Origin of the sequence: Dysgonomonas sp. ZJ709, from assembly GCF_011039195.1 — a bacterium.
Classification (GTDB): domain Bacteria; phylum Bacteroidota; class Bacteroidia; order Bacteroidales; family Dysgonomonadaceae; genus Dysgonomonas.
In genome coordinates, this window is the sequence record NZ_JAAKEM010000005.1 from 156,916 (window position 1) to 179,762 (window position 22,847).

Consider the following 22,847-nt stretch of genomic DNA (forward strand, 5'->3'; position numbering starts at 1 on the left):
TTTTCAGATGAAAAAATAGTAGGTGAATATATGTTGATTTGGGTGTTTCGCATTGAATATTAGAGCTATATTTGTTATATTAAAATATATTAATAACAAGGCTTTTATGTGGCTTTTGCTATATTATATTCTTGTCGATTATGATTTGTTAACGATTGTGCGAATGTATTTACTAAAATCAACAGGTGACTTTCAATTTTGATTTTAAGGCTTTGAAAAATGACACTGAAGTGTAGTGCCGGTTAGATTTAACAGTTACTCTAAATGGAGGTGATCACAAAATTTCAAGAAGTGTACTTGTCTGTATTATTCTTATAGTTAGTTGATTATTCTATTCTTTTCTACTCTTTATGGCTTGAGTTGTTAGGATAGATGTTTTTGGGATATATAGTTTTTTGATATGCTGTTTTTGGCTGTTTAGTCCGCCTGATTATATTCTTAAATGTGAGCATAATATTATTTGTGATTTTAAGTATATGGGTTATTCATTCAGCGAACCCCAATAATAGGTTGTGGGATTTTCTCTTCCATCCATTTTTTGAACATGGAGGTGGTAACTTATACTTATTAGATAAACTGATTTGCTTTTTTGAAATAAATTTTTAATTTTACCCACAGAAAGGTTATGAAAAAAATAGATTTGGCTACACTTGGCGTAGAGGAAGATGAGGCTGAATTTTAAAGTGTTCACTATTATAATTTACAATATATGATGAAAAAAAGCAAGTCAATAGATAGATTGAGGGTTGAAATATTGTTGTTATTAATTAATATTTCTTTGGTTGGTGTTTATATCGGCTTTTTGGGAAGAGAACAGTTGGTAGCTTTCTTTTCTTTCATTTTAGGAAAGTAAGATATATTCTGTACCTAAATTATTGGATACAATATTCAGTATAAGATGTTTATTTAAATCAAATTTATATTTTGCTATTGTTGATAATTATTACAATAAGTCATTATTATAATAATAGGTAATTCTATATAGATGATTTAAAACTCTGAACTATTTCTAAACAACTTGTCTTAAACCGTGTGAAATCGTCTTAGAATTATGTGCTTTTCATGTGTTTTACTTGAGATGTAAACATAAAAAAAGCGATCACTTTTTTGTAGTAATCGCCTGATTTTTAAATAGTACTCGGAGCGGGACTTGAACCCGCACAACCTAATGGTCACAAGATTTTAAGTCTTGCGTGTCTACCATTCCACCATCCGAGCATCCTAAGAGCGAAAGACGGGACTCGAACCCGCGACCCCGACCTTGGCAAGGTCGTGCTCTACCAACTGAGCTACTTTCGCAAGATGTGATGCTTGAGAATCTTTATCGGACTAACACTTTAGTCTTAATTCCCGTTTAGCGAGTGCAAATGTAAAAAATGTTTTTGCTTTCTGCAAAGTTTAAGCAACTAATTTTGTCGAGAGATGCGAAAAATACCATTATAAGGTCTTTCCGGTATTGCTTGATAACGTTGTAGACCCGATTCAGACGGGCCCGACTCGGGGTTACCTCCTGAGTAGAGATTAAAAACGCTACCGCATTTATTACACTTCGCTTTTCCATTTGCTTGCGGACTGACTCTTACTTCCTTCATCCGATCATTGGGACAGCATAAATCGTATGCTAGTAAAATAGGTGTCCCATCCGATTCGTTAATAAGGTTTCGCACTATAAGCAAACCGGAAAATCCGACCTGTTCATCAGCTAATCTGGCTTTAGTGAAAGTTTTATAACCTCCTAATGCTGTTAGTTCAGTATCTAAATTATTCAAATTAACTTTGAAAAATACAGGGGCCCACGGTACGGTCTGCTTAAGTTCCTCTTTTCCACAAGCTAAAAATGTGATACAAACGCATATAATAAATGTACGAAATAATATTTTCATTATTCTTTTGATATAAATAGAGACTATAAAGTTAGTAAATAAACGTTATCGGATAATAGAATATTATTGTAAGTCTTTATTTTAACGCTTCTATGTTTCTTTTTAATCCGCTATATTTCGCTCGTTTTACGGCAGAACCTTTAAATATCTGTTGGTAATTTTCTACAGATAGGTTGTCTAATTTGTCGAAATCCAAGCTCATAAAGGCCTCTGAGGGCTTGAATGCAGATGTATTATGTGGGCGGGCATACTTATTCCAAGGGCAAACTTGCTGACATATATCGCAGCCGTAAAAACGATTGTTGAGAAGGGGCTTTATTGCTTCGTCTATCTCTCCCTTGTTTTCTATTGTCTGATAAGAAATACACCGATTGGCATTGATCACCTTTGGTTCTACTATCGCTTTTGTAGGACAGGCATCTATACAACGAGTGCAATTCCCACAAGAAAGCGAAAGCGGTTTGTCATACTCCAACTCAATGTTTACAATCAGTTCTCCCAAAAAAAAGTAAGAGCCTTTCTTCGGGATAATCAGTAGTGAATTTTTGCCGATGAATCCGATTCCTGCTTTAGCAGCCCAGTAACGTTCTAATATAGGAGCTGTGTCGCAGAATACACGTCCTTCGAGTGTAGGGATGAGTGTTTTGATATAATCAAAAAGCTGTTGTAGCTTTTCTTTCATTACCACATGATAATCTTTACCATAAGCGTAATAAGCAAATTGCGGAGCTTCGGGCGATTGCTTTACATCCGGATAATAATTGAGGGCTAAACAGATAATAGAGTGGGAGTCTTCTACCAATAATGTAGGATCGCACCGTTTATCGAAATGATTAGCCATATAATCCATATCGGCGTTATATGATTTATCTAACCAATCTTTAACATGAAGTTTCTCCTCCCCAATACTTTCTGCTTTACAAAAACCACAAGCATCGAAACCAAGATTATAGGCATAATCTTTTATTTGTCGGGAAAGAGAAATTTCCACTGTCATTTTGCGTATTTGCTAACTCTGTTTATCTTGAAATAATCATGTATAGACGGATCAACATATATTTCTTCTTTAGTCTGCTTATTGGTGAAGATAACAAAATCGTGGTTTTTAAAATATGACTTTTTTGCCTTCGTCGTCAATTCACTACCGAATAAATACAGCTTGCCTTTAACAGGCCTAGCATCCCAATCATCCATCTTGTACTTGTCGAGCAGATAATTGCCTACAGCTGCTGCAAATGCTGCATATCCTTCGCAATTGGCTTCGCCTGTCGGGTACAGCTTCTTTGGATCCTTTTCTTTCGATTCAAGAGAGAAACTAAGGTTATTACTCGTTATAGCTAATGACAGATCTACTATTGTTTCTATATTTGTGAGTTTTTCATCTGGGAGATACTCGTCTATATACGCAGCCAGCTTATCATCTTTCACTTTATAGGTTTTGCGACCGCCTGCATCCTTATATTCCATTGTTGTTTGATAGATGCAGCTTCTGCAAAATACAACAACTATAAGTAAAACGAGAAGGCCAAGACCAAATCTTGTTAAATTCCTTTTTAATCCTTTATTCATAGGTAAATTCTTTTTTATTTTCCGAGTAATCCTTTACTAACATTCCATCTGAATTGTATTAATTTCCATCCCTTCGATGGTGATAGTGTCAGCGTATAGCCAAGGCAGAGAACGATTGATGCTGCCCATTTTATCATTTCTGAGCAAAGGCGTTTTCGGTATGTTTTTTCTGAAATGGATTTGGTTCGAATCCGTTCGCTCTTTCCTATCGAGTAGGTGAGACGATGGAAAAAATCATTTGTAAGTTTACTATCGGGTATATGATGGTAGATGGGGATATCGGGGAAGTAATAACAATCTATATTGTTTTCTATCAAGCGCAAAAACATATCTTTATCTTCTGCTCCTAATAGTGATGATCCCTTACGTCCTAATTGGGTATTAAAGTCGCCGAAAAGAGTGAACAATTCTTTTTTTATAATTGCATGCCCTGTTCCCGGATAGTCTTTGCCCCCAAGCGTCTTCACCTCTGATCCTTTGTTGTAATAACCGGTAATAAGACGCATGGTATAATGCGACAGCCATTTGGGCTTTTCTGTTTCATAAACAGGAACGACAGATGTTGCACATAATCTGGCATCGGGATATTGTGTGAGGTATGAATCGAGTTTTTCCAGATAAAAATCATCAATAGTCTCGTCATCATCTATAAATACGATGAATTCACCTTTAGCCTCTTTTATACCTCTGTTTCGTGCAAAGGAAATGCCTTGTTCTGTTTCCAGAATATATCGTAACTGCACTAGGCTATACTGCTCGATATATGCCGAGCATATTTCAGCAGTTTTGTCAGGGCTATTGTTATCGATTACAATAATTTCAAAATTATCGTTTGCAAAAGTTTGCCGGCATACCGAATCTAAACTTGCTCCGATATACTTCTCCCTATTATATGTGCAAATAACAATTGAGAATCTCATCAGACAACACTATCATTTCTCTCTTTTCTGAAAAAGAGAGTACCAAGACCAATCAACAGCAAAAGAACCAGAATACCGCTACTGGCAGTAGCTATCATGCGTGAGTTGTTATAACCTTTTGGTTCAAATTTGAATTCTATTTCGTGTTCTCCCGCTGGTATTCGCATTGCTCTAAGAGTCCAGTCAGCACGGAAGTGCGACTTCGGCGTACCATCAATATAAGCTTGCCATCCATTAGCATAGTATATTTCAGACAAAACGGCTAGTTGTTCACGGCTCGTTTTGGATTTATATTTCAGATAATTCGGCTTGTATTCTGTCAATTCCATTGTTGCTGTAGAATCAACTTTGAGAGTCAGTCCTGTAAGCTCACTTTCGAATCTTTTATCTACAATAGCTGTTTGGTGTGGATTCACATCATTTATTGCTGCAATCTCTTCGTCTGCATTATTTACCAATTTGTATTCGGAAACAAACCACGCATTACCCAAAGCGTATGGATTAACAACGGGAGGAAGTTCAGGATGATAAATCACGTATTTAGCGTTCAATAGATTAAGAGCTGTTGTGACACCAAGTAAAGGCGATACGCTATCTTGTATAGTTACAGCGATATTTAGGGGATTAACCTCTTTGCCATCTTGTTGGGCAGCATTTAAATTTTCTATTTCTTTATTTAATTGAGTGTTCGCTTTATTTTGAAGAAATGCTACTTCTTGTTGCAAACGGTTGTCGATCAATTCCTGATAACGTTTTAGTTTTGCAGCATGATAACCCCCTATCGATTTGTGATAGTAAGATGTCGCTGTTTCTTGGAATGGATTATTTAGATTTAATACTCTGTACGAAGGATGTGTATCTTGCAGAATAGCTTTGTCGGCAACAGTCTCTTTGAATGCAGATGCTTGATATTCTGTTTTTTGTACAAAATTGTCGTTGTTCAGATAACGTTTATCTACAGACCAAAGGTCGATTAATACCAGTACGGCTATACCAAATGTGGCAAGGGCGGCAATAAGTTGCTTACTCGTTTTCGAACGAAGACCTATCCATAAAATAGCCGCTGATAATATGATAAATATCAGGGAACGTAACGCATCAGATGATAGTAATTCTTTACGATCGAGTATCAGTGCATTGTAGTACCAGTCCGGCATTTGAGATTTCCAAGCAGCATCCGATTCGGAAACAAAATTGAAGAAGAAACCCGGTGCAACCCAGAAAAATAAGGCCAGTCCGCCAACTATTCCGGCTGATGTGTACAGTGCCCTTGTCAGTTTTTTTCTATCTATTTCGCTAGTCAGAAATTCATGTATACCCCATACAGCGACCATAATCATAGTCAGTGCAGGAATGACCAGAGCCATCGAAACGGTTCTGAATTTGTTATACATAGGGAAATGGTAGAAGAAGAAATCATTAAACCATTCGAAGTTTCGACCCCACGAAAGGAATATAAAGAATATGGTTGCTGCAAATAAAACCCATTTCATTCGGTCTTGAATCACAATCATTCCCAAAACAAAAAGGAAACATATAATAGCCCCGAAATATACAGGCCCTTGTGTAAATGGTTGGTCGCCCCAATAAGTATATGATTGTACTCCTTTAGGAGTCACTTGCGATCCATATCCTTGTTTTACCAACTCTTTATATAGATTCGACGATTTATCTAACGTACCACCCGAAACACCACCATGGATATCGGGAATCATTAAAGAGAAAGTTTCGGCTTTACCATAGCTCCATGCAAATGCATAATCTTTATCCAATCCCGAAGATTGTTTTTCGGATGTTGTAGGAGTCGAAAGTTCCGATTTACCACGTGTACTCTCTTTCGACATTTCATAATTGGAGTATATATTACCCATATTACAGAATGCAGCCATAACAACAGCGATAGCCAGAATTGCCGTAGCCTTGAATATGCCTTTTATCTCTTTTGCTTTTATAAAATCGATGATGAGACCAATATATATAAATACACAAAGCAATGCTGTATAGTATGTTATCTGTAAGTGATTATTTTTAATTTGCAATGCCAATCCTAAAGCCATAAGCAATCCTCCGAGTAGATACTTTCGTTTAAACAACACCATCATACCTGCTATAATCAGCGGCATATAAGCGATAGCCCAGGCTTTGGTAACGTGTCCTGCTTCGAGGATGACAATATTGTAAGATGACAGAGAATAAGCAATCGCACCCAATGCTGCAGTAACGGGTTTGAGACCCATAAGCGAAAATAAGAGGTAAGCCATCAGCATACCTGCAAATACCGCACCGGCATTGCTGCCCAGAGCTTTGAATGGTTTTTCCACATAATCGAGAAAATTGGGACTACCTCCCCACACACCTATCTGATAAGCGGGCATACCCGAAAACATGGCTCCTGTCCAAGCCGAACTTTCGCCTTCTTGGTTGTAGTATTCTCTCAATTCCTGCGAACCTCCGGTATATTGCTTCACATCTCCTTGCGGAAGTATTTTTCCTCCCAATTGAGGGCTGAAATAGATCAGTGTAATTGCCAGAAACACTATAATAGCAGCGATATGCGACAGGACTTTGATTAGTGGTATTTCCTTATTAGTCATCTTATATTTTATTATATTATATTCTACTTTTTATATTGTGAATAGTTTTCTATCTACTTCATCGAAATTCTTGATTATTTGATAGTCTGCCCAATTGTTATAGTTATCATCATTCGAATTAACTACAATGATATTTCCGGCTTTGGCATTTTTTGCTGATTGCAATCCCGCAATAGCGTCTTCGAAAACAATCACGTCTTCGGGTTTTTTATTGATAACAGACATTGCTATCTGGTATATCTCCGGATCGGGTTTACCTTTTATCTCCCCGTTATTATATACTACTTTATCATAGTCGAACCAGTTGGATATAGTTAGATGTTCGAAAAAGAAATCGAGGTTTTCTTTTCCCGATGCAGTAGCAATAGTATAAGGAATATTGTTGTTTTTGAGAAAATCCAGAAAGTTTTCTACTCCCGGTGCGAGAGCCAAATCGGTTTGCAGGCAAAGTTCTTGATAGAGGCCTTCTTTTTCGTTGATGAATTGTTTAATCTCTTCTTCGGTCAGTGGACGCTGAAACAAAGAGATGAATATATCCCTGTTGTTTTTACCGTGAATCAGGCGAAAAAACTCGTCATCGGAAAACCGCAGATCATACTTTTTCAGGAATATGTTCCATGCTTTGTTATGCAACGGTGTGTCCCAAAACAGTGTTCCATTAAAATCGAATATAACTCCGGAATAGGTCATATATAATTAAACTTTGAGTACAAATGTACAAAATACTTGGATATAAATTCATTCGGTTTATACGAACTGCGTATATTTACATTTTTTAATTTAACAAATGAAGAACTTTTTTCGAACCGGAAGCGTTAAATATATATCTGTGTAGACATAGACTAATATAAAAACTAATTATTATGGCTAGAAATTTTAAGGAAGCGATTAAACATCGTAGAACGTATTATTCATTGAGCAATAAAAGTACTCTTACAGACAAAGAATTAAAAGAACTTATTGAGTTTGCAGTACTAAACATTCCATCATCTTTCAATTCACAATCTACGCGTATTGTTCTTCTTTTAGGAGAAAATCATGCGAAGTTGTGGAACATTACAAAAGAAATATTAAGGAAAAAAGTGTCTGCTGAAGCTTTTCCTGCAACGGAATCAAAAATAGACGGTTGTTTTGCAGCCGGCTACGGAACAGTTCTTTATTTCGAAGATCAGGAAGTTGTGGAAGGTTTACAGAAAGGTTTTCCTTCATATAGCGACAAATTCCCTCAGTGGTCTGATCATACATCGGCTATGCATCAGTTAGCTATATGGACAATGCTCGAAGATGCCGGGATGGCTGCTTCATTGCAACATTACAATCCATTGATTGATGAAGAAGTTGCAAAGACATGGAAACTTAGCCCTAAATGGAAACTGATAGCTCAAATGCCATTCGGTGTACCTGCAGGTGAGCCGGGCGAGAAAGAGTTTTCTCCATTAGATAAGCGAGTTTTGGTTTTCTAAAATAGAAGAAATCGATAAAAGGAAAGGGGGTTGTTGGATAAACAATCTCCTTTTTTTGTATTAGATCTATTACAATCTCTTTTGAAAAACGGTAGTACATACGCTGTGTCTCCTGCTTTCGTCGATAATTTAATGTGTTTTGTCGATTTATAGTATGTCTATACTCTACTCGATTATATCTTTGTGTCAAATGAAATGAATAACAATTTAAAATGAATAGATTATGAATGCAAATTTAAAAAAGAGTAGACCAGCAGGAATGGGCTGGGCGGTATTACTCATATGTGCAGGGGCTGTCTTTTTACTATTAAATCTGGGAATTATACCGGCTATATATAAACCGATACTTATATCGTGGCAAATGCTTTTAATAGCGTTGGGATTATGGTCTCTTATCCAAAGGCATTATCTGGGGGGGATATTATTGATTGTTGTAGGAGGTATATTTATTTATCCCCAACTCTATACTATTTTCCCTGATTATTTTTTAGATATAGATATTAGTTTTAAAACTTATTGGCCTGTATTGCTAATCGTTGTCGGTTTATTTATTGTATTTAACAAAAATAAGTTCTGTAAGCAACTAACTGTATCCGGTAGCTATTGCAGTAATAAATCATATACCGGCGATTCCGGTTCCGCAACGCAAAAAGGAGCAGACTATCTGGAGAAGCATATAATGTTTGGTAGTGCCGAACAAATTGTGCTGTCTTCCAACTTTAAAGGAGGTGAAGCAAACGTTATGTTTGGTGAGTTGATTCTAGATCTGCGGAAAGCAAAGTTGGCTGACGGATCAACTAATCTGGAGGTTAATATTCTGTTTGGTTCGGCTATCCTGTATGTTCCTTCCGATTGGGTGGTCGATGTGCAGAATAGTACTGTATTTGGCGGATTTCAAGACAATCGCAATGTAAAAGACGGTGAAGATATGCAAGGGAATCCACATCTGATAATTAGAGGGGGGTGTATGTTTGGTAGCGGAGAAATAAGAAATTAATTTACCTGCAAAGAAAATGGAAAACAAACGTATAATAGCCATTTATCTTATCGGTGTATTACTGATTGCAGCTATTATTTACTTAGTTACACGGCCTTTGATGTCATCGGCTTCCGAATCGATACTGATTGCAGATGCAATCATGTGTGGAGCATTATTGGCCGGAGTATTGACATTGTTGAAAATTATAGTAAAATATAGCAATTTATCTTCACTTTATCCTTATCAGAAATTGACTGTTTATATAGCTTTGGCTGTATTATTTGTACTTTGTTGGTTCGGAATTGAGCTTCTTCTGTTATATCTTATCTTTCCCACAGACGATTGGTTATTATTCTCTCCATCTGTCCCAGTGCGGATTCTCGTTGGTGTTCTGACGTATGGTTTTGCAATTCAGTTGTATTTGTCTTTCTATAAGAAGGAAAGGCAAGCGGTTGAAGATAATTATCAGGGAAACAATTTGGCTGAAGAGTCGGACTCAGGATTAATCAGTGAGAATGAAAGTAATCAGTCAGAGAAATTGCAGGAGCGTATCGCTGTTAAGAACGGACAGAAAATAGATGTGATAATGGTCTCCGAAATAGTCTATTTGAAGGCAGAAGGCGACTATGTGATGATACATTCGGTAAAAGGTAAGTATTTAAAAGAGCAGACAATGAAGTCATTCGAAGAATTTTTACCTTCTTCTCAATTTGTCCGTGTACATCGATCAAGCATAGTTAATGTCGATTTTATTGCGCAGATAGAACTCTATGACAAGCAAAATCAATTGTTGAAAATGCAGAATGGGGCACAGGTAAAAGTCAGTATAAACGGATACCGAATTTTAAAGAAAACCCTTGGGTTGAAATAATGATAGAATACTCGTTAAAATAAAAGCACAAATATCTAATTTGTGCTTTTATTATTATCTCTTCCGATATAAATAGTAAGTTGAAAATTCATCTCCAAATACTATCCTTTTATTTACGAAAGTGTCCATGAGTATATAATTCTCTTTGAACGCCTGAAGGTTTCGGAAATGTTGATAGTTGAACGAAAAGTTGTCGACTACTATAAAGTCTACTTCTTTGTTTTCTATATATTTAGTTTGTTCGTCACGCATTTGTGGATACATATTGTAATATATATTAGGCGTGAGAAAATATTTCACATTGGGCGTGATATTACATATAGTAAAAATACTATTCCCATATCCGGATCCAAGATTAAGCAGTGTCGGATTTTTCTCTGTTTCTATTATTCTCGAGAACTGAAATTCAGGACTGTTCGGGTCTATTTGACGGGTTATCTCATATCCTCCTAAGCCGAAAAAGTTCTTGCTGCTAATCCCTACTAGAAGTGCGAGTGTGGCAAATAGGCAAAGTAATTTACCGGAATAGCTTATATATACATATCTCTTTATAAATAATGATATTGAAATTAATCCGGGAATAATGAATATATAAAATGACAGGGGATAATAGAAATGAAAAGTACGTGGGCTAAATAATATAAAGAATAATGACAACGCACAGAGTATCATTGACACTTTGCCGATTTTATTCTTGATGTGTTTTATTGGAAAATAAAGCGCTCCAATAGACATAATAATAAATCCTACAATGTCGTTACGGAAAAAAGAGTAAGTTCTCATGAATGTATGGTTCATGGTATCAGATGCCGATAGTGGACTACCATACTTCATATTCAATAGTATGTATACATTGAACGCTTCGGTCAATGCATTATTTATATATAGATATAAGCAGATTGGTACAGCAATCACAAATACACCAAGTATAAATGAAAGTATATTGTGTAACAGATTCTTATATTCTTTATGTATTAATAGGCAGATCAATATACCTAGGATGGGGAACACCCAAAATATAACCAGATTAAGCTTAATAAAGAATACCATCGAGAACAGTATTCCATGCAAAAACATGTACTTAGGATTATGAACTGTTGTATCTTCATCCATGAAAAAGCGGTAAAAGAAATATAGGCTGACAACAGACATAATAAGGATAAACTCTTCGGCAGACCCTCCTGTATGGGTATATTTGATTAAGAATGCAGGGACTATAAGTGAAATAAGAAACGAAAACTCTCTTTGAAGGTATATTCTGGCTGTAAGAAATATTGTGTATATAAGAATCAGCCATCCTATCAACTCGATAATGAAAACCCCTAAGAAAGTGCTATTCGATATAAGATAACCAATCCCATAAATAATAAATATAAGTGGTCCTTTGTGGTCAAAAGATTCGGTATATAAGGTTCTTCCTTCCATCGCTGCTTTACCAATGTTGAAATAGACATTTATGTCAGACCATTCGTTGATAGGATACAGTGGTGACATCTTAGAGGTAAAGAATAAAAAAAAGAAAGTAAATATAGATAGTATGATGATGTACTTCTTATCAGAGGCAAGCTCTTGGAAAATAGTCTTCTCTTTCATTGGAATGTGTATTTACTTTTTGAATTATATGAACGGACTATCATAGTAAACAAAATTTGTTTGTGTAAAGTTTATGGTGTTTCCTTTATTAAGTAGTAGAAGCGCATAAAAAATGATATGCCAATTACTCTCATATTTGTATATTGGCATATCATGATATTTTTTTTAGCCTATTTGGCTACCCGGATTCACTGTTGAGGAAGGTTGGATCAGCGATAAACTTCCATCTGCATTTTCGGCAGAAAGGAGCATCCCTTGCGATTCTATTCCTTTCAGTTTCCGCGGCTCGAGATTAGCTATAAAGCATACTTGTTTTCCTATCAGATCTTCGGGTTTGTACCATGCTGCAATGCCCGATATAATAGTGCGTTTTGCCATACCGTCATCTATCAGGAATTGAAGTAACTTATCTGTCTTAGGTACTTTAGTACATTCAAGTATAGTTCCTACTCGGAGATCAAGTTTACCAAAATCGTCGAAAGCTACATTTGTTTTTTGAGGAGCGACCTTTATTTCGGCTTGTTCTTCATTTGCTTTCTTCGTGTCAAGAAGTTTCTGTACTTGTTTTTCAATTGTTTCGTCTTCTATCTTCGCAAATAGTAATTCCGACGGATTCAATTGATGTCCTACGGGTAACAAGTCAGTTCTTCCCAACTGATTCCATGTAAGGTTGTCCATATTTATAAATTGACGGATTTTCTTTACGCTGAATGGTAAGAATGGTTCGAACGCAATCGACAGATTAGCTGTTATTTGTAACGATATATTCATGATTGTAGCTACACGATCCATATCTGTTTTAGCAATCTTCCAAGGTTCTGTGTCTGCCAGATACTTATTTCCGATACGAGCCAGATTCATAGCCTCTTTCTGCGCATCACGAAAACGATATATATCGAGTAACGATTCTACTTTACTTTTCGCATCGGCAAACTCAGCAAGGGTTTCTTTATCGTAAGCAGTCAACTCGTTTAGTTGAGGAACTTTATTGTCGAAATATTTTTGAGTCAATACCAGCGCACGGTTCACAAAATTACCAAATATAGCTACCAGTTCGTTGTTATTACGAGCTTGAAAATCTTTCCAAGTGAAGTCGTTATCTTTTGTTTCGGGTGCATTGGCTGTCAATACATAACGAAGTATATCCTGTTGTCCCGGAAAATCTTCAAGATATTCGTGCAACCATACAGCCCAGTTGCGTGAAGTCGATATCTTGTCACCTTCGAGATTCAAAAATTCATTTGCAGGAACATTTTCCGGCAATATGTAAGAACCTTCGGCTTTAAGCATGGCAGGAAATACAATACAGTGAAACACGATATTGTCTTTACCTATGAAGTGAAGCAATTTAGTATCTTCATCTTTCCACCATTTCTCCCAGCTGTCGGGCAATAATTCTTTTGTGTTCGATATATAACCGATTGGTGCATCGAACCAGACATAAAGCACTTTACCTTCCGCATTCGGTAGGGGGATAGGCACGCCCCAGTCTAAGTCACGGCTTACGGCACGGGGCTGTAAACCCATGTCGAGCCACGATTTACATTGTCCGTATACATTGCTTTTCCACTCCTTATGATCTTCCAGTATCCATTGGCGCAACCATCCTTCATGTTTGTCAAGCGGTAGATACCAGTGTTTGGTTTCACGCATGACAGGCGTAGAGCCGGATATAGTAGAATGAGGATTTTTCAGGTCTGTAGGGCTTAGAGAAGTTCCGCACGATTCGCATTGGTCTCCGTAAGCATTCGGATTACCACAGTGCGGACATTCGCCCATAATATAGCGGTCGGCAAGAAACATCTGGGCCTCTTCGTCGTAATACTGCTCATTTGTTTTTTCTTCGAACTCGCCTTTATTATAGAGTTCGAGAAAGAAATCGGAAGCTGTTTTTTTGTGTACATCCGAGCTTGTGCGTGAATATATATCGAAGGTGATACCAAAATCCTCGAACGATTTCTTGATAATGCCATGATACTTGTCAACGATATCCTGCGGTGTAACGCCTTCTTTCTTAGCACGTATAGTAATAGGAACACCATGTTCATCCGACCCTCCGATGAAAAGTACTTCTTCGCCTTTCAATCTCAGATAGCGTACATAAATATCCGCAGGGATATACACTCCGGCCATATGACCGATATGTACAGGGCCATTTGCATAAGGCAACGCCGATGTGACAAGGGTTCTATTGAATTTTTTAGTCATATAAATGATTCTCTTTATATTTCGATTTTTAGGTGAAATTCATTTTGGAAAACAAAGATAGAAACTAAAGTAATAAATAGCACAGATGTTTATTAGTTTTTACCTGATTGTTTCAAACTTATTTGCGTAACTTCTTTAAAGTTTCTTCGATCATTTCTAATCTGTTCTTGACTTTTTCGGCAGCTGCGTCCAAGGTGTAGCCTTCATCTAATAGTTCTTTTATCAATAGCATTTTTTTGATATTAGGATAATCATATCGCCTATTCTTCCCTTCTTCTTCGGTTAGGCTTGTGATGATTCCTTTTTCTTCCCAATAGCGGATTTGGCGTGTAGGAATACCTGTTATCAAGGATACCTCGCCAATACCAACCATTAGCTTATCAAGAAATTCCATATCGGAATATAGCCTATTAATGTCGCTCATTTTGAAAATAATTTACAATTATTGTTGCAAATGTAACAAAAATTATTTTACTTTGCAATTGTAAATTATTTACAATTGTTGTATTTAATGTAAATTTAAAGAAATTAATCGACAAAAAATGAAAAGTCAAAAAGTAGAATCAACAGTAATTCTGAGATGTAAAAAAGGTAAAACAGCAGAATTTAAAAATGCTGTAATTAAATTGGTAAAAGAAACAGAAAAGGAACTTGGTTGTGAGTTATTCAGAATATTTGAAAACAAAGATAACAGCGAAGAGTTTGTTCTGTGGGAAATATTTAAAAACGAAGAAGCGCTGGAAGCACATATGCAGGCTGCTCACACGAAAGAATGTTTTGCATTGGGTTTATTCGAACCTATCTCTTTTATCCGTCATATTGAAGTGAAATAATAAAAACTTTACAACCTCTATTTGTTTAAGAATGGAGGTTGTAAGCCTAAAATTGATATTAAAATGCTAAAAAACAAAAATGCTGTAATAACGGGAGGTAGTGATGGTATAGGACTAGCTATCGCTAAAGAATTTGCAAAAAATGGAGCCAATGTGTGTCTGATTGGACGTGATGAGAATAAGCTGATTGCTGCGAAAAAGGAGCTCGATCTATTGGGTTCAGAAGTATTCTTTATAAAAGCAGATTTATCTGAACTATCGCAAATAGAAAGTGTGTCGAAGCACATTCTGAAGCTTTTTCCAAAGCTCGATGTTTTAGTGAATAATGCTGGAATCGGAAGATTTATACCTTTTACTGATATGAATTTGAGCGATTTAGATATGCATATCGATTTGAATGTGAGAGCTCCTTATATGTTGACTAAACATTTGTTTGCATCACTAAGCGAGAATAAAGGAAATGTGATTAATATCTCGTCCTATTTCTCTCATCGTATGCTCCCGGGCAGGAGTACCACAGCTTATTCATTGACAAAAGGAGCTATCGATTCATTTACTAAGGCATTAGCTTTTGAAGCAGGGGCAAAAGGTGTGAGAGTAAATGGTATAGCCCCCGGAAGTATTGATACGCCGCAGTTACGTTACAATCTGACAAAGCTAAACTCGAACGCATTAAAAGAATTTGAAGATTTAATACAAACTATTTATCCTTTAGGTAGGATAGGGCAGCCCGAAGATGTTGCACAAATGGCTGTATTTTTGGCTTCAGATAAGGCGAATTGGATAACCGGAGCCATATATTCGGTGGATGGTGGATTAACAACAAATTGAAAAAGAGGATATGAGAAAGTTTCTATATACAACTATTATTTTATTCGTATTTATATTGGCTTCGTCTCAACAAGCTAAAAGTAATAATCCTAAAACAAAAGACAAAATGGAAGAACAAAAAATTGAGAAATTACTGGAAGAAAAATATATTAATGCTGTTGCTAATGAGTTGAATACATATAAGATGCTGGAATTGTTTCATCCCGATTTTGCTATTTTTTCAGCTGACGGAAATAATCTGGCTAAATTTCCACTTCTCGAATGGAAAAAGGTTATAGATGATTATAAAGTGGATAATAAAGGTAATGCTGATTTGCGCAATCTGACACATGAGTTCGTATTTATAGATATAACCGGAACGGCAGCTATCGCAAAAGTACGGTTGTATAGGAGAGGGGAATTGATAGCAACGGATTATATTTCTTTATTGAAATTTAATAATGATTGGAAGATTGTAGCAAAAGTACCGTATGCCCACGTCGAAAAACCTTTTTGAGAGCATAGCATCGTTAATTGAAACTAGTATAATATATAGAAAAAGGTTGCTAACGAAAGCAACCTTTTTCTATTAATATCAATTAATCGAATACTATAGAGATGTACAGTACAGAATAAAATGATTTTTGAAACATGTTTCTTAAAATATTTATAACTTTGTACACATAAAATATTCACTTTGTCACTTAAATAAATAATAATGCTGACTCTTAAGACAATAAGCGAAAATCCGCAAGAGGTAATCAAACGATTAGCGAAGAAGCACTTCGATGCAAAAGAAATAGTTGCTCGTGTATTAGAAATAGATCAGATCAGACGTCAGAGTCAGACAACGCTAGATGCTTCGCAATCCGAATTGAATACCTTGTCGAAGCAGATCGGCATGCTGATGAAAGACGGCAAAAAAGAAGAGGCAGAAGCTGCTAAAAACAGAGTTGCCGAAATAAAAGCGGAGAATAAAGTAATAGAAGATGCTTTGCGTCAGGCTGAAATAGACTTGCAAGAGTTGTTGTATCTTATTCCCAATCTTCCTGCTGACGAAGTGCCCGAAGGTAGAACACCCGAAGAGAATGTTGTTGAAAAAACGGGTGGTACTATCCCTACATTAGATAAAGATGCTGTTCCTCATTGGGACTTAGCGAAAAAGTACGATTTGATAGACTTCGAATTAGGAGTGAAAATTGCAGGTGCAGGCTTCCCTGTATATAAAGGAAAAGGTGCTCGTTTACAACGTGCCCTTATTAATTTCTTCCTCGATAAAGCGCGTGACGCAGGTTATATGGAGGTGCAACCACCGTATGTAGTTAATGCCGCTTCGGGTTATGGAACAGGTAATTTGCCCGACAAAGAAGGGCAAATGTATCATGCTACGGTAGACGACCTATATTTGATCCCTACGGCAGAAATACCTGTAACTAATATATACCGAGATGTGATTCTCGAAGAAAGAGACCTGCCTATCAAAAATACCGCCTATTCGGCATGTTTCCGTCGCGAAGCCGGTTCGTATGGTAAAGATGTACGAGGATTGAATCGCCTACATCAGTTCGATAAAGTAGAGATTGTACGTATTGACAAACCCGAAAATTCGTACCAATCGCTCAAAGAAATGGTCGATTATGTGCAATCATTGGTCGAAGACTTAGAATTACCTTGGCGTATCCTTCGCCTCTGCGGAGGAGACATGAGTTTTACATCGGCTCTTACATTCGATTTTGAGGTTTATTCTGCTGCTCAAGAGCGTTGGCTCGAAGTCAGCTCCGTATCCAATTTCGAAAATTTTCAGGCCAATCGTTTGAAATGTCGCTATCGTGATGCTGATAAAAAAATGCAACTGGTACATACATTAAATGGCAGTGCACTGGCACTCCCTCGCATTGTAGCCGCATTGTTGGAGAATAATCAGACGCCCGAAGGTATTCGTATTCCGAAAGCTTTGGTTCCTTATACAGGATTTGAATTTATTAATTAAAGTGAAAAGCGAACGTTTTTGCTTCCGTAGCTGTTATATATAAAGGTAATATACTATATTTGTGTTAAATAAAATAACTTAGGATAATTAAAAATTACTTATGAATAAGAAATTAATTGGAATCGGATTGGCTATAGTTTGCCTCGTTTCATTTGGCTCTTGTAAACCAAAACAAAGTGCATACAAATCGGTGTATGAAGCTGCTAAAGAAAGAGAAGTAGAGGAAAATACACCTGCTGCTGTAACTACGCCTGCAACTACAACTCCTACGTATCCAACCTCATCAGAGTCGGTTCGTAAAGAAAAAATCACTCCTGTATATGATGCAGATGCATCTGGATTAAGAGCTTATAGCGTAGTAATTGCTGCTATGGGTATGAAACCAAACGCAGAATCGTTGAAACAAAGAATAGAAAACGATGGTTATAAAGTTATTCTTGCTCAAAACGAACAAGGTATGTATCGCGTTATTATTGCCAGCTTCGATTCTAAAGATCAGGCTTCTGCAAGAAAAAGCGAGATTTTAGCAGAGTATGCTGCTAAAGGCGATGCAACGACATTGAAAAGTAAATATGGTATTCCTTTCAATGATTGGTGGATTTTGCAACGTGAATACTAAGAATCCAAATTAGTAATATAATATATAAGAGGAGTCTAGATGTAGGCTCCTCTTGTATTTTGTCTGGGTATGATGTGCAATATTCAGACTGCTTTTTATATCTTTGTCGTATATATTTCTATAATATTAAAAACTTTACTATCACGCGTATGAGGACTTTAAGCTACACAACTTTATTTTTATTATTTATAACAATATTAACTTCTTGTAAAACAGATAGTTCTGGTGGATACCGAACGTTTTATACAACTGCCAATAAGGAGTATGCCGCGGCAATATCCATTGGTCAGGCACGTGTCGCAGAAGAAGCTGAACTACTTAGAAAAGAAAATGAGAGGATAGAGCGAAAGGAAAGAAAAGAGGCTAAGAAAAAACAGAAAGACGAATCTGTTCAACAAAATAGTGTAGTATCGGCGGTATCTACAGATCCTTTGCCTGTTGTAACAGATAAAGTGGGCGCAGGGTCGGTACAAACAGTTCAAGGAGGTCTGTCTCAACAATCAGCGCAATTCGAGGAGTCGTCTGTTTCACCTGTTTCATCAGTGCCGATGACAGAAATTAGAACAGGAGAATCAAAGTCAGAGACGAAATCGAAAGAACCTGTTGTGTTGGATAAAACGAAGGCCGATGGGGATAAGGTGGTGTTTAGAAAAGCAAAGATTACAGCAGAAGAGGGCTATGAAGGCCAATTAAAACAGTATAGCGTTGTTATTGCTTCTTTATCTAAAAAAGAAGGAGTTGAACGACTCAAGTTGGCATTTGAAGAAGCAGATGAACCAGTTGTTATCGCCAAAAATAATAAAGGAATTTATTATTTTATATTGGGTAGCTATGATGAGAAAAATGATGCAGTGAAAAAGAGAACTGAAGTCAGAGAGAAGTATGTAAATCGTTACTCTAGGGCAGAGCTTCTAAAACAATATGCTATTCCATTTTCAGATGTATGGATAGCAGTCAATGAATGAATTTTAAAATATGAAGGTTAAGTTTTTAGGTACAGGAACATCGACAGGCAATCCCGAAATCGGTTGCCGATGCGAAGTTTGTACCTCTAATGATAAAAAAGACAGGCGCTTGAGGGCGTCTGTTTTAATTGGAGTAAATGGTAAAAGAATTTTGATAGACTGTGGTCCCGATTTCAGGGAGCAGATATTAGGTGAGGAGTTTACAAAAATTCATGGTGTGCTTATTACTCACGAGCATTACGATCATGTGGGTGGATTAGACGATCTTCGTCCGTATTGTAAGCTTGGTGATATTGAGATTTATTCGAATAAAATAGCGTTAGATTCTCTTCGTGCTAGAATTCCATACTGCTTTAATAATCATCCTTATCCCGGTATCCCTGTGTTGCATCTCAATGAAGTGGCGTCTGATAAGCCTTTTTTAATAGAAGGTGTAGAAGTCCTTCCTATAAACATTATACACTATAAGCTTCCTATCTATGGTTATCGCATACAGGATTTTGCTTACCTCACAGATGTGAAACACATTCCTGAAGAAGAATATGATAAATTGAAGAATCTGGAAGTACTCGTTATCGATGCCTTGCGGATAAAAGAGCATCTATCTCACGAAAATTTGGAACAAGCGCTGGAAAATATTCGTCGTATAGCTCCCCAAAAGGCATATCTGATCCATATGAGTCATCAAATAGGATTGCATGCCGAAGTGCAAAAGGATTTACCCGAAAATGTATTCTTGTCTTACGATGGATTGGAACTGGAATTCTGATTATTTCTTTTTCTTGACAGACCAGCCGAAACCTCCTAGTTTGTTTCCTAACTCGTAATACTGACCATGTGAATAGGCAATTGGTTTTGCCTCCTCCAAACTGAATTTACCTGTCTCGGGGTTGATATATTTTTCGTCTGCTTTCACATTTACAACATCGGCAATAAACATGTCGTGCGATCCCAGACTCATAATTTCTCTCACCCTGCATTCTATATTTAAAGGGGATTCTTCTATTGTGGGTGCTTGCACTATACTTGCTTTTCCTGCAGTGAGACCCATTTCGTCAAACTTATTATAATCTTTGCCCGATTTCACCCCACACCAATCGGTGGCAAAGGCTAAATCTTCGGTCGTGATATTAATAATAAATTCCATATTCTTTTTGATAATATCGTAAGAATAGCGTTCGGGGCGAACAGATATATAGCACATAGGAGGATTGGTACAAATAGTTCCAAGCCAGCTCAGTGTTATTATATTATATTCCTCTGGAGTATTTCCGCAACTAATCATTGCAGCAGGGAGAGGATATATCAGAGTTCCCGGTTTCCAGTCTTGTTTCATGGTTTATGCCTCGCTAATTTTAAATACAAGCAAGCAGGTTGCTTTATCTATTTTATTATATAATACCTCTTCTTGCTCTTGTATATCATCAGGATATACAAATCCCTCTTCGGTAGTAAGCTTACTTGTCGACAGTAAATTTCTGTGTTGCGTACAAAGATCATTGATTTCTATAATCTCGTTTTCAAAAGATGTCTTCATCTTGGCAAAGTCCAGCAGAGTTGTTATGGTATCTAATCTATATTGACATAGGTCAAGCGTATTTCGGATCGACATATTGTCCTTCATCGACTTACTCTCTTGTTGCACCAATAGATTTATTCTGCGGTAGAAGGCTTGTAGCTCTTCTATACGTTTCTCTATCAGATCTTTCTTGTCTTTTTGTACCTGGAGCTGCCTGTCTAGAACTTCAGGTATATAGACAGCTAAGAAAATAGTAGTAACTAAGGTTGCTAAATCGATAAGATTAATAGCTTCTGCCGTTTGGAATCGGTGATAATGGGTAACAATAAGTCCAATTACGATACCGATAATAATCAGAAATACATAAAGGGAATATTTAAGTATCTTCATATCTTTATTTATTTTAGAACAATATCTTCCTTGTCTATTTTAACTCCGCAATAATGACATTTCAATTCGATATTGGCGTAATCAATTACTTCAAATCGGGTATGCATAGGTTCATTATTGGTGATACACTTAGGATTGTTACATTTTACAATTCCCAGAATAGTCTGCGGTAGCTCAACTCTTTTCTTTTCTACCACTTCGTAGTTCCTGATGACATTCAGCACAACATTAGGTGCTACAACTGCTATCCTGTTTATTTCGTTTTCTTCAAAAAACTTGTCAGCTATTTTTATAATACCCTTGGTGCCCATCTTTTTACTTTCGAGTTTGTTGCCAATAGTAATCGGATTGTCTAATTCTTCCAAGCCTAAGAGTGAGACAACTTTGAATACAACATCTGATGGTATATGATCTATTGCTGTTCCGTTGCAAAGGGCAGCTACTTGCAATTCTGTTCTTTTTTCTTTCATATCGATAGATATTTTTCCTGAATTATTATTCTATTGGGATATTCAATGCGTCACATATTACAGCTTCACGTGTGAACATGCCATTTTTTGCTTGCTCAAAATAATAAGCCTTAGGGCTGTCGTCTACATCTTGCTGTATTTCGTTTACACGAGGTAACGGGTGCAATATTTTGAGATTGTCTTTAGTCTCGCTTAGCATATCCTTGCGAAGAATATAGATGTTTTTTACCTTTTCGTATTCCATCAGATCAGTAAAGCGTTCACGCTGCACACGGGTCATATAAAGGATATCCGCTTTGTTTATAACTTCGGGTGTGAAGTCGATATGCTCTTCATATTTGATGTTATTCTCGTCGCAGAAGTTCTTATAAACCTCCGGTACTCGCAATTCTTCCGGTGCAACAAAAAGGAATGTCGGATTGAAGTGCGACATGCCTATAATCAGAGAATGCACAGTGCGTCCGTATTTCAGGTCACCTACAATGGTAATTGTCAGATTATCTAATGTTCCCTGCGTTTTATATATCGAGTATATATCGAGCATTGTTTGAGTCGGATGCTGGTTTGCACCATCGCCCGCATTGATGATTGGTACACTCGAGATTTCGGATGCATATCGTGCAGCACCTTCCAGATGATGGCGCATAATAATGATATCAGCGTAGTTGTTTACCATCAGGATTGTATCTTTCAATGTCTCACCTTTGGATGAGCTGGTGGTAGAAGCATCAGTAAAACCGATAATTCGCCCCCCAAGTCTGTTTACTGCCGTTTCGAAACTAAGACGAGTACGGGTCGATGGCTCGAAAAAGAGAGTTGCACAGACCTTGCCTTCAAGCAGCCGTCTGTTAGGGTTTTCATCAAACTTTTTAGTTAAACTCAGTATTCTGAGAATGTCTTCTTTCGAATAATTTGTAATGGATACTAAACTCTTGTTACTCATATGTCTTTAATTTGAAGAACGATAATGTATCTGGTCAAAAAAAATCCCCGAAAAAGGTAACTTCTTCGAGGATAAATATATCTAAATTTTAATAAAATCAATAATAAAACAGCTACCTCTATGCAGAAAATGTATATCAAATAAAAATATTCTTTTCATAACAGATTTTTGTTTCATCAAAGATAAATACTTTTTCTGATATTAGTTGTTGTGATATAATAAATAATG

Annotated in this window: 23 protein-coding genes and 2 tRNA genes; 10 read left to right on the forward strand and 15 right to left on the reverse strand. The window is 36.7% G+C overall.

Annotated elements, in window-relative coordinates:
* Positions 1–1,135: 1,135 nt before the first annotated feature.
* From G7Y56_RS05910 to G7Y56_RS05945, 8 genes are all read right to left on the reverse strand, one after another.
* Positions 1,136–1,218, reverse strand: a tRNA-Leu gene (locus tag G7Y56_RS05910).
* Positions 1,219–1,226: 8 nt separating this feature from the next.
* Positions 1,227–1,299: transfer RNA gene (locus G7Y56_RS05915), tRNA-Gly, on the reverse strand.
* Positions 1,300–1,406: 107 nt separating this feature from the next.
* Positions 1,407–1,883, reverse strand: a complete 477-nt coding sequence (locus G7Y56_RS05920; RefSeq protein WP_165041889.1) for a hypothetical protein — start codon at positions 1,881–1,883, stop codon at positions 1,407–1,409.
* Between the two features lie 76 nt (positions 1,884–1,959).
* Complete coding sequence (gene queG / locus G7Y56_RS05925; RefSeq protein ID WP_165041891.1) at positions 1,960–2,880, reverse strand: tRNA epoxyqueuosine(34) reductase QueG; 921 nt, start codon at positions 2,878–2,880, stop codon at positions 1,960–1,962.
* Positions 2,877–3,452, reverse strand: a complete 576-nt coding sequence (locus tag G7Y56_RS05930; RefSeq protein ID WP_165041893.1) for a hypothetical protein — start codon at positions 3,450–3,452, stop codon at positions 2,877–2,879. The genes queG and G7Y56_RS05930 overlap by 4 nt, the downstream gene beginning before the upstream one ends.
* A gap of 14 nt (positions 3,453–3,466) precedes the next feature.
* On the reverse strand, positions 3,467–4,372 hold the full coding sequence (locus G7Y56_RS05935) for a glycosyltransferase (protein ID WP_165041895.1): 906 nt from the start codon (positions 4,370–4,372) through the stop codon (positions 3,467–3,469).
* Positions 4,372–6,966, reverse strand: coding sequence for a YfhO family protein (locus G7Y56_RS05940; protein WP_165041897.1), 2,595 nt, complete (start codon positions 6,964–6,966; stop codon positions 4,372–4,374). Before G7Y56_RS05940 ends, G7Y56_RS05935 begins: the two co-directional genes overlap by 1 nt.
* A gap of 30 nt (positions 6,967–6,996) precedes the next feature.
* Positions 6,997–7,656, reverse strand: coding sequence for an HAD family phosphatase (locus tag G7Y56_RS05945; protein WP_165041900.1), 660 nt, complete (start codon positions 7,654–7,656; stop codon positions 6,997–6,999).
* A 173-nt stretch (positions 7,657–7,829) separates the two neighbouring features.
* Between G7Y56_RS05945 and G7Y56_RS05950 the strand changes: the two genes are divergently transcribed.
* The 3 genes from G7Y56_RS05950 (at position 7,830) to G7Y56_RS05960 (ending at position 10,279) form a co-directional block, all read left to right on the forward strand.
* Complete coding sequence (locus G7Y56_RS05950; protein ID WP_165041902.1) at positions 7,830–8,429, forward strand: nitroreductase family protein; 600 nt, start codon at positions 7,830–7,832, stop codon at positions 8,427–8,429.
* A 223-nt stretch (positions 8,430–8,652) separates the two neighbouring features.
* A complete protein-coding gene (locus G7Y56_RS05955) occupies positions 8,653–9,426 on the forward strand; it encodes a LiaI-LiaF-like domain-containing protein (protein ID WP_165041904.1) in 774 nt (257 codons plus the stop codon).
* Between the two features lie 16 nt (positions 9,427–9,442).
* Complete coding sequence (locus G7Y56_RS05960; RefSeq protein ID WP_165041906.1) at positions 9,443–10,279, forward strand: LytTR family DNA-binding domain-containing protein; 837 nt, start codon at positions 9,443–9,445, stop codon at positions 10,277–10,279.
* Positions 10,280–10,333: 54 nt separating this feature from the next.
* Here the strand turns inward: G7Y56_RS05960 and G7Y56_RS05965 are convergent, their stop codons facing one another.
* The 3 genes from G7Y56_RS05965 to G7Y56_RS05975 form a co-directional block, all read right to left on the reverse strand.
* Positions 10,334–11,872, reverse strand: coding sequence for a hypothetical protein (locus tag G7Y56_RS05965; protein ID WP_165041908.1), 1,539 nt, complete (start codon positions 11,870–11,872; stop codon positions 10,334–10,336).
* Between the two features lie 165 nt (positions 11,873–12,037).
* Complete coding sequence (gene metG, locus G7Y56_RS05970) at positions 12,038–14,080, reverse strand: methionine--tRNA ligase (RefSeq protein ID WP_165041910.1); 2,043 nt, start codon at positions 14,078–14,080, stop codon at positions 12,038–12,040.
* Positions 14,081–14,198: 118 nt separating this feature from the next.
* Positions 14,199–14,504, reverse strand: a complete 306-nt coding sequence (locus G7Y56_RS05975) for a MerR family transcriptional regulator (protein ID WP_165025826.1) — start codon at positions 14,502–14,504, stop codon at positions 14,199–14,201.
* 118 nt (positions 14,505–14,622) lie between these two features.
* On the opposite strand from G7Y56_RS05975, the gene G7Y56_RS05980 reads away from it, so the two are divergent.
* The 7 genes from G7Y56_RS05980 (at position 14,623) to G7Y56_RS06010 (ending at position 20,066) form a co-directional block, all read left to right on the forward strand.
* A complete protein-coding gene (locus G7Y56_RS05980; RefSeq protein ID WP_165041912.1) occupies positions 14,623–14,913 on the forward strand; it encodes a putative quinol monooxygenase in 291 nt (96 codons plus the stop codon).
* A gap of 63 nt (positions 14,914–14,976) precedes the next feature.
* Positions 14,977–15,744, forward strand: a complete 768-nt coding sequence (locus tag G7Y56_RS05985; protein WP_255498652.1) for an SDR family NAD(P)-dependent oxidoreductase — start codon at positions 14,977–14,979, stop codon at positions 15,742–15,744.
* A 10-nt stretch (positions 15,745–15,754) separates the two neighbouring features.
* Positions 15,755–16,240, forward strand: coding sequence for a nuclear transport factor 2 family protein (locus tag G7Y56_RS05990; RefSeq protein WP_165041914.1), 486 nt, complete (start codon positions 15,755–15,757; stop codon positions 16,238–16,240).
* Between the two features lie 201 nt (positions 16,241–16,441).
* Entirely contained in the window at positions 16,442–17,713 is a 1,272-nt protein-coding gene (serS, locus tag G7Y56_RS05995) for a serine--tRNA ligase (RefSeq protein ID WP_165041916.1), read from the forward strand.
* Between the two features lie 100 nt (positions 17,714–17,813).
* Positions 17,814–18,332 carry an SPOR domain-containing protein gene (locus tag G7Y56_RS06000; RefSeq protein WP_165041918.1) on the forward strand — a complete coding sequence of 173 codons (519 nt, stop codon included), beginning with the start codon at positions 17,814–17,816 and terminating at the stop codon, positions 18,330–18,332.
* Between the two features lie 149 nt (positions 18,333–18,481).
* The gene (locus G7Y56_RS06005; RefSeq protein WP_165041920.1) at positions 18,482–19,297 is read left to right on the forward strand and encodes a hypothetical protein; all 816 of its coding nucleotides are present in this window, start codon (positions 18,482–18,484) and stop codon (positions 19,295–19,297) included.
* 10 nt (positions 19,298–19,307) lie between these two features.
* Positions 19,308–20,066: an MBL fold metallo-hydrolase gene (locus G7Y56_RS06010; RefSeq protein WP_165041922.1), complete on the forward strand. Its 759-nt coding sequence runs from the start codon at positions 19,308–19,310 to the stop codon at positions 20,064–20,066.
* On the opposite strand, the gene G7Y56_RS06015 is transcribed toward G7Y56_RS06010, so the two are convergent.
* Genes G7Y56_RS06015 through pyrB form a run of 4 tightly spaced genes read right to left on the reverse strand, consistent with a single transcriptional unit; the run spans position 20,067 to position 22,619 of the window.
* Positions 20,067–20,633: a flavin reductase family protein gene (locus G7Y56_RS06015; protein ID WP_165025846.1), complete on the reverse strand. Its 567-nt coding sequence runs from the start codon at positions 20,631–20,633 to the stop codon at positions 20,067–20,069. It abuts the gene before it with no gap.
* Between the two features lie 3 nt (positions 20,634–20,636).
* The gene (locus tag G7Y56_RS06020) at positions 20,637–21,206 is read right to left on the reverse strand and encodes a hypothetical protein (RefSeq protein WP_165025849.1); all 570 of its coding nucleotides are present in this window, start codon (positions 21,204–21,206) and stop codon (positions 20,637–20,639) included.
* An 8-nt stretch (positions 21,207–21,214) separates the two neighbouring features.
* Entirely contained in the window at positions 21,215–21,676 is a 462-nt protein-coding gene (gene pyrI, locus G7Y56_RS06025; protein ID WP_165041924.1) for an aspartate carbamoyltransferase regulatory subunit, read from the reverse strand.
* 25 nt (positions 21,677–21,701) lie between these two features.
* Entirely contained in the window at positions 21,702–22,619 is a 918-nt protein-coding gene (gene pyrB, locus G7Y56_RS06030) for an aspartate carbamoyltransferase (RefSeq protein ID WP_165041926.1), read from the reverse strand.
* Positions 22,620–22,847: the final 228 nt, after the last annotated feature.

Coding starts and splice junctions, on each gene's coding strand:
- G7Y56_RS05985 (WP_255498652.1), top strand. CDS start 14,977: ATGCTAAAAAACAAAAATGCTGTAATAACGGGAGGTAGTGATGGTATA.
- G7Y56_RS05920 (WP_165041889.1), bottom strand. CDS start 1,883: ATGAAAATATTATTTCGTACATTTATTATATGCGTTTGTATCACATTT.
- G7Y56_RS05955 (WP_165041904.1), top strand. CDS start 8,653: ATGAATGCAAATTTAAAAAAGAGTAGACCAGCAGGAATGGGCTGGGCG.
- G7Y56_RS05940 (WP_165041897.1), bottom strand. CDS start 6,966: ATGACTAATAAGGAAATACCACTAATCAAAGTCCTGTCGCATATCGCT.
- G7Y56_RS05960 (WP_165041906.1), top strand. CDS start 9,443: ATGGAAAACAAACGTATAATAGCCATTTATCTTATCGGTGTATTACTG.
- G7Y56_RS05990 (WP_165041914.1), top strand. CDS start 15,755: ATGAGAAAGTTTCTATATACAACTATTATTTTATTCGTATTTATATTG.
- G7Y56_RS05935 (WP_165041895.1), bottom strand. CDS start 4,372: ATGAGATTCTCAATTGTTATTTGCACATATAATAGGGAGAAGTATATC.
- G7Y56_RS05945 (WP_165041900.1), bottom strand. CDS start 7,656: ATGACCTATTCCGGAGTTATATTCGATTTTAATGGAACACTGTTTTGG.
- G7Y56_RS05965 (WP_165041908.1), bottom strand. CDS start 11,872: ATGAAAGAGAAGACTATTTTCCAAGAGCTTGCCTCTGATAAGAAGTAC.
- G7Y56_RS06010 (WP_165041922.1), top strand. CDS start 19,308: ATGAAGGTTAAGTTTTTAGGTACAGGAACATCGACAGGCAATCCCGAA.
- serS (WP_165041916.1), top strand. CDS start 16,442: ATGCTGACTCTTAAGACAATAAGCGAAAATCCGCAAGAGGTAATCAAA.
- pyrI (WP_165041924.1), bottom strand. CDS start 21,676: ATGAAAGAAAAAAGAACAGAATTGCAAGTAGCTGCCCTTTGCAACGGA.
- G7Y56_RS06020 (WP_165025849.1), bottom strand. CDS start 21,206: ATGAAGATACTTAAATATTCCCTTTATGTATTTCTGATTATTATCGGT.
- metG (WP_165041910.1), bottom strand. CDS start 14,080: ATGACTAAAAAATTCAATAGAACCCTTGTCACATCGGCGTTGCCTTAT.
- G7Y56_RS05950 (WP_165041902.1), top strand. CDS start 7,830: ATGGCTAGAAATTTTAAGGAAGCGATTAAACATCGTAGAACGTATTAT.
- G7Y56_RS06005 (WP_165041920.1), top strand. CDS start 18,482: ATGAGGACTTTAAGCTACACAACTTTATTTTTATTATTTATAACAATA.
- pyrB (WP_165041926.1), bottom strand. CDS start 22,619: ATGAGTAACAAGAGTTTAGTATCCATTACAAATTATTCGAAAGAAGAC.
- G7Y56_RS05975 (WP_165025826.1), bottom strand. CDS start 14,504: ATGAGCGACATTAATAGGCTATATTCCGATATGGAATTTCTTGATAAG.
- G7Y56_RS05980 (WP_165041912.1), top strand. CDS start 14,623: ATGAAAAGTCAAAAAGTAGAATCAACAGTAATTCTGAGATGTAAAAAA.
- G7Y56_RS05930 (WP_165041893.1), bottom strand. CDS start 3,452: ATGAATAAAGGATTAAAAAGGAATTTAACAAGATTTGGTCTTGGCCTT.
- G7Y56_RS06015 (WP_165025846.1), bottom strand. CDS start 20,633: ATGAAACAAGACTGGAAACCGGGAACTCTGATATATCCTCTCCCTGCT.
- G7Y56_RS06000 (WP_165041918.1), top strand. CDS start 17,814: ATGAATAAGAAATTAATTGGAATCGGATTGGCTATAGTTTGCCTCGTT.
- queG (WP_165041891.1), bottom strand. CDS start 2,880: ATGACAGTGGAAATTTCTCTTTCCCGACAAATAAAAGATTATGCCTAT.